The following is a 4,620-nucleotide window of genomic DNA, read 5'->3' as shown; positions in this document are numbered from 1 at the left end:
CGTCTTCTCGGAGTCCGTCCGTCTTCGGTGGTTACCGCTTGGAGCGCTGCTTGATCCGCGCAGTGAGCTCCTGAACCTGGTCGTACACCTTGCGGCGCTCGGTCATCTCCTTGCGAATCTTCTTGTCCGCGTACATCACCGTCGTGTGATCCCGACCGAACGTCTGCCCGATCTTGGGCAACGACAGATCGGTGAGCTCGCGGCAGAGATACATCGCGATCTGCCTGGCCATGGCCAGTGCTCGGGCCTTGCCCGGCCCGCACAGGTCCTCGATGGAGGTGTTGAAGTACTCCGCTGTGACAGCCATGATCGTCGCCGCATTGATCTCGAGACTCGACGAATCGGGGATGAGATCGCGGAGAACCACCTCGGCCAGAGTGAGGTCGAGGGCTTGTCCGTTCAGCGATGCGAACGCCGTCACTCGAATGAGGGCGCCTTCGAGCTCACGAATGTTGCGTTCGATTCGGCTGGCGATGAGCTCGAGCACGTCGTGTGGCACATCGAGCCGGTCCATCCGAGCCTTCTTGCTCAGAATGGCGATCCGCGTCTCGAGCTCGGGTGGCTGCACATCGGTGATCAGGCCCCACTCGAAGCGAGTACGAAGCCGTTCCTCGAGGGTGGCCAACTGCTTGGGTGGGCGGTCGGAGGACACGACGATCTGTTTGTTCGCGTTGTGCAAGGTGTTGAAGGTGTGGAAGAACTCCTCCTGGATGCCTTCCTTGCCCTCGATGAACTGGATGTCGTCGACCAGCAGCACGTCGGTCTCCCGGTAGCGGCGCTTGAACGCCACTTTGCGGTCGTCACGAAGACTGTTGATGAAGTCGTTGGTGAATTCCTCGGTGGAGACGTACTTGACGCGCATGCCCGGGAACAGGCGCTGCGCGTAATGCCCGGCCGCGTGCAGGAGGTGAGTCTTGCCCAGACCCGACGCCCCCCACACGAACAGCGGGTTGTACGCGCGAGCAGGTGCTTCGGCGATCGCCACCGCAGCTGCGTGGGCGAACCGATTGGAGGCACCGATGACGAAGGTGTCGAAGGTGTACTTGGAGTTGAGGCTGTTGGCACCTGAGGACGGGGGCGTCGAGTCGGGAGGCTTCGTGAAGTACGTCGGCCACGAGTTCTGGACGCTGGCGAGAGCCTCGCGTTCGTCGTCGACCTCTTCGTAGTCGGCAGTCTCGGAGTCCGACGGCTCGTCGTCTCTGCTGGTCAGGACGCGGCGCCGGTACGTCGGAGAGCTGGCGGCATCGGGATACGTCGATCGCTCGGAGTCGATCTTCTCGTCCTCGGGAGCGGAGATACGCACGCCGAGTCCCTCGACACCCTGTCCCAGATGACGCCCGAGGGCGCCGAGGATGGGTTCGCGAAGATCTCGTTCGATCGCTTCCTGCGCGAAAGTCGACGGCACTGCGAGCAGCGCGAACCCCTGCGTCAAGGTCAGCGGTTTGACCAGAGCGAGCCAGGCCTTCTGGCCTTTGGTCAGCGGAGACCCACTGTGTCGGTCGGATGTGAGCTCCGCGACCACCTCGGGCCAGATGCGCGCGAGCGCATCCGGATCGTCGTTCACGTTGGGCCCTCCGTCGTCGAGCATTGGTCTCGGGCGGTGTTCGACGCAGGAATCCGCGCGCCGTTTCGTACCCGCGCGGCAACGTCGTCGGATAGCGTCGTCGTTCGTGCGTCGCTGCGGCCGAGACCAGGGTCCGTGGATGGACCCCGCAAGGTACGAATATGCCACCTGAACTGTGTTTCCACACAATTATCCACAGGTGTGGATAAACGACACCGATGTGACCCCAGAACGCGTTCCGGCTCGTGCTATGGCAATTACGCCAGTCTGACCTGCACCGATGCCAACTGTCTGTAGTGCAATCGGAGGACGTGCGTCGGAGCGAGCGGCCGTCCGGTGGCGATTTCGACGTACATCACACCGTCCGCGGCCGGAAACGGACGCTGCCTGTGTATGAACGACGGCACTGTTCGCTCGAGAGCGAGTTTGACCGGCGGTGACTCGATCAGTACTCTCGAACAGTCACCCAATAGCGAGGTGGCCGATGCTTGCTGGCTGCTTACAGTCTGTCTTCACTCGGATTTCTCGCTCGGGAGGCAAGCAAGTCCATCCGGACTCGCTGAGTACCTTTCCAGCAGGCGCCGACGAACGGCGTCTTTTCAATCTCGAGGAGTGTTGACCGTGGCCAAGGGCAAGCGGACGTTCCAGCCGAACAATCGCCGCCGCGCGCGCGTTCATGGCTTCCGTCTTCGTATGCGTACCCGTGCGGGTCGTGCAATCGTTTCCGCACGTCGCGGCAAGGGCCGTAAAGAACTCACAGCCTGATATCTGTTCGTCCGAAGCTTGGAGCTCGGGATGCTTCCTGAGCCGAATCGACTACACCGAGCACGTGATTTCTCCGTAGCGGTGCGTCGAGGACGCCGAATGGGTAGATCGGATCTTGTGGTTCACGCCGTCGTGCGTGACGAACAGGACATCGCATCTACTGTTCGTGGTCCACGATTCGGATTGATCGTCAGCAAGGCAGTCGGGCCGGCCGTAACTCGTCATCGAGTTGCGCGCCGGCTTCGGCATATCTGTACCGACGTCATCGGTGAACTCCCCGAGACCACCGACGTGGTGATCCGCGCACTGCCCGGAGCCGCGAGAGCGTCCTCGACAGATCTACTGATTCAACTGCGTTCAGGATTGAAGAAGCTCGGTCTTCTCGAAGCTCCGAAGGGTCCGCCGTCATGACATTCATGGGCAACCTTCGTTCCATTCCTGCTCGAACACTCGTCTACTTCATCGGGTTGTACCGGACGTACGTGTCCCCGATGAGGCCTCCCACCTGTCGCTTCTCCCCCACCTGTAGTGAGTACGCCATCGAGGCGCTCCAGGTGCACGGGATGACGAAGGGCTCGTTGCTGGCAGTCGTCCGCCTCCTCAAATGTGCTCCCTGGCACTCTGGAGGCTGGGACCCGGTGCCCGAACCCGGTAGGTGGCGCGCGACCGTCACCGAGCTGACCGAAACCGAAGAACACCACGATCTCGCGCGAGTGGAAGAACAGAGGAGTACATAGAGCCGTGCTCGACTTCATTTACTACCCGGTTGCCTGGATTCTCTGGGTGTGGCACAAGGTGTTCGGCTTTGTGTTCCAGGATCCCAGCAATGGGTTCGCCTGGGCACTGTCCGTCGTCTTCCTGGTCTTCACCCTCCGCCTGATTCTGTACAAGCCCTTCGTCAAGCAGGTCCGCACCACTCGACAGATGCAGGAGCTACAGCCGCAGATCAAGGCTCTGCAGAAGAAGTACGGCAAAGACAAGCAGGAGATGGCCGTCGAAATGCAGAAGCTCCAGAAGGAGCACGGCTTCAATCCGCTGATGGGCTGCCTGCCGGTGCTGGCGCAGGCGCCGGTGTTCATCGGCCTGTTCCACGTGCTGCGCTCGTTCAACCGCACCGGTACCGGCTTCGGTCAGCTCGGATTGACTCCCGAGGAGAACCGCGAGCTGTCCAACTACGCGTTCAACGTGTCGGACGTGCAGTCCTTCTTGGACGCTCGTCTGTTCGGTGCGCCGATTTCGGCGTGGATCACGATGCCGCAGGACCAGCTCAACGCATTCGCCGTGGGACCGGGCGCGACCATTCCGTCCACCTGGGTCATTGTCGCGGTGTCCGTTCCTCTGATGATCATCGCGGCGATCATGACGCACATGAACTCGCGTGCGTCCGTGGCCCGTCAGAGCGCCGCTGCGGCAGCGAACCCGCAGTCCGCCATCATGAACAAGCTCGCCCTGTACGTGTTCCCGCTCGGCGTGCTGGTGTTCGGTGCCCTGCTTCCCATCGCCATCCTGCTGTACTGGGTCAGCAACAACACCTGGACCTACGCGCAGCAGCACCTGGTGTTCGGAAAGATCGACAAGGAAGAAGCTGCCAAGGCCGCTGCCGCAGTGGAGAAGCGTTCCGAGAATGCGCCGAAGCCCGGTGTGAAGCCCGTGTCGACCACCAAGCCGAAGCCCGGCGCTCGCCCCAAGCTCTCGAAGATGACGCCGACGAGTGATTCGGCGACGGCGGAGACCGGTGAGGGTATCGCCGGTTCGACGACCGGTGCCGCATCGCCGACCAAACCGAGACCGCAGGCGAACCGGAACAAGTCGACCAAGCGCAAGCGGCGCTGACCGACGCGTCGAGAGAAGGACGAACATGGCAGCGGACGTAGAAGAAGCTCAGAACGACGAAGTGCAGACAGCCGGTGCGGTATCCGGGGATGGAGCAAGTGACGTGGTGGTCGAGGCCGATCAGGTGAGTGCAGTCGACGTGGAGGCAGACGAGACTCCCGTGGTCGAGAAGTCCGAGGACTCGGGCGTCGTCGAGGACAAGACCGACGACGAGTCGGATGACGACGACGAGGACGACGAGGACTACCTCGTCGAGGAAGGCGAGATCGCCGGCGATTACCTCGAGCAACTCCTCGACGTCCTGGACTTCGACGGCGACATCGATCTGGACGTGGAGGGTGACCGCGCCATCGTCAGCATCGACGGCGGCGACGATCTCGCCAAGCTCGTCGGGCGCAAGGGTGAGGTTCTCGATGCACTGCAGGAGCTGACTCGGCTCGCGGTCCAGCAGTCGACGG

The 4,620-nt window shown here is 62.1% G+C and carries 5 protein-coding genes and 1 pseudogene; 5 read left to right on the top strand and 1 reads right to left on the bottom strand.

The genetic code is table 11. From position 1 onward, the window contains the following. Window positions 1-31: 31 nt before the first annotated feature. Entirely contained in the window at window positions 32-1,564 is a 1,533-nt protein-coding gene (dnaA, locus tag A2J02_RS05315; protein WP_068047705.1) for a chromosomal replication initiator protein DnaA, read from the bottom strand. Window positions 1,565-2,185: 621 nt separating this feature from the next. On the opposite strand from dnaA, the gene rpmH reads away from it, so the two are divergent. From rpmH to A2J02_RS05290, 5 genes and pseudogenes are all read left to right on the top strand, one after another. Further along, window positions 2,186-2,329: a 50S ribosomal protein L34 gene (gene rpmH / locus A2J02_RS27125; RefSeq protein WP_026347786.1), complete on the top strand. Its 144-nt coding sequence runs from the start codon at window positions 2,186-2,188 to the stop codon at window positions 2,327-2,329. Between the two features lie 30 nt (window positions 2,330-2,359). Continuing rightward, window positions 2,360-2,740 (top strand): ribonuclease P protein component, encoded by a 381-nt coding sequence (rnpA, locus tag A2J02_RS05305; protein WP_068047699.1) that lies wholly within the window; start codon window positions 2,360-2,362, stop codon window positions 2,738-2,740. Further along, a complete protein-coding gene (yidD, locus tag A2J02_RS05300) occupies window positions 2,737-3,066 on the top strand; it encodes a membrane protein insertion efficiency factor YidD (RefSeq protein WP_068047696.1) in 330 nt (109 codons plus the stop codon). The genes rnpA and yidD overlap by 4 nt, the downstream gene beginning before the upstream one ends. 4 nt (window positions 3,067-3,070) lie before the next feature. Then, window positions 3,071-4,162 (top strand): membrane protein insertase YidC, encoded by a 1,092-nt coding sequence (gene yidC, locus A2J02_RS05295; protein WP_068047693.1) that lies wholly within the window; start codon window positions 3,071-3,073, stop codon window positions 4,160-4,162. A gap of 25 nt (window positions 4,163-4,187) precedes the next feature. Next, window positions 4,188-4,620: pseudogene (locus A2J02_RS05290) on the top strand (KH domain-containing protein); the annotation flags it as partial.

It is taken from the genome of Rhodococcus sp. EPR-147, from assembly GCF_001647185.1.
Classification (GTDB): Bacteria; Actinomycetota; Actinomycetes; order Mycobacteriales; family Mycobacteriaceae; genus Rhodococcoides.
The sequence above is the reverse complement of the archived record's forward strand: the minus strand, read 5'-3'. Positions and strand labels throughout refer to the sequence as shown.

Bases quoted from the DNA above. Each gene is read 5' to 3' on its own strand.
- yidD (WP_068047696.1), top strand. From the start codon at position 2,737: ATGACATTCATGGGCAACCTTCGTTCCATTCCTGCTCGAACACTCGTC.
- rnpA (WP_068047699.1), top strand. From the start codon at position 2,360: ATGCTTCCTGAGCCGAATCGACTACACCGAGCACGTGATTTCTCCGTA.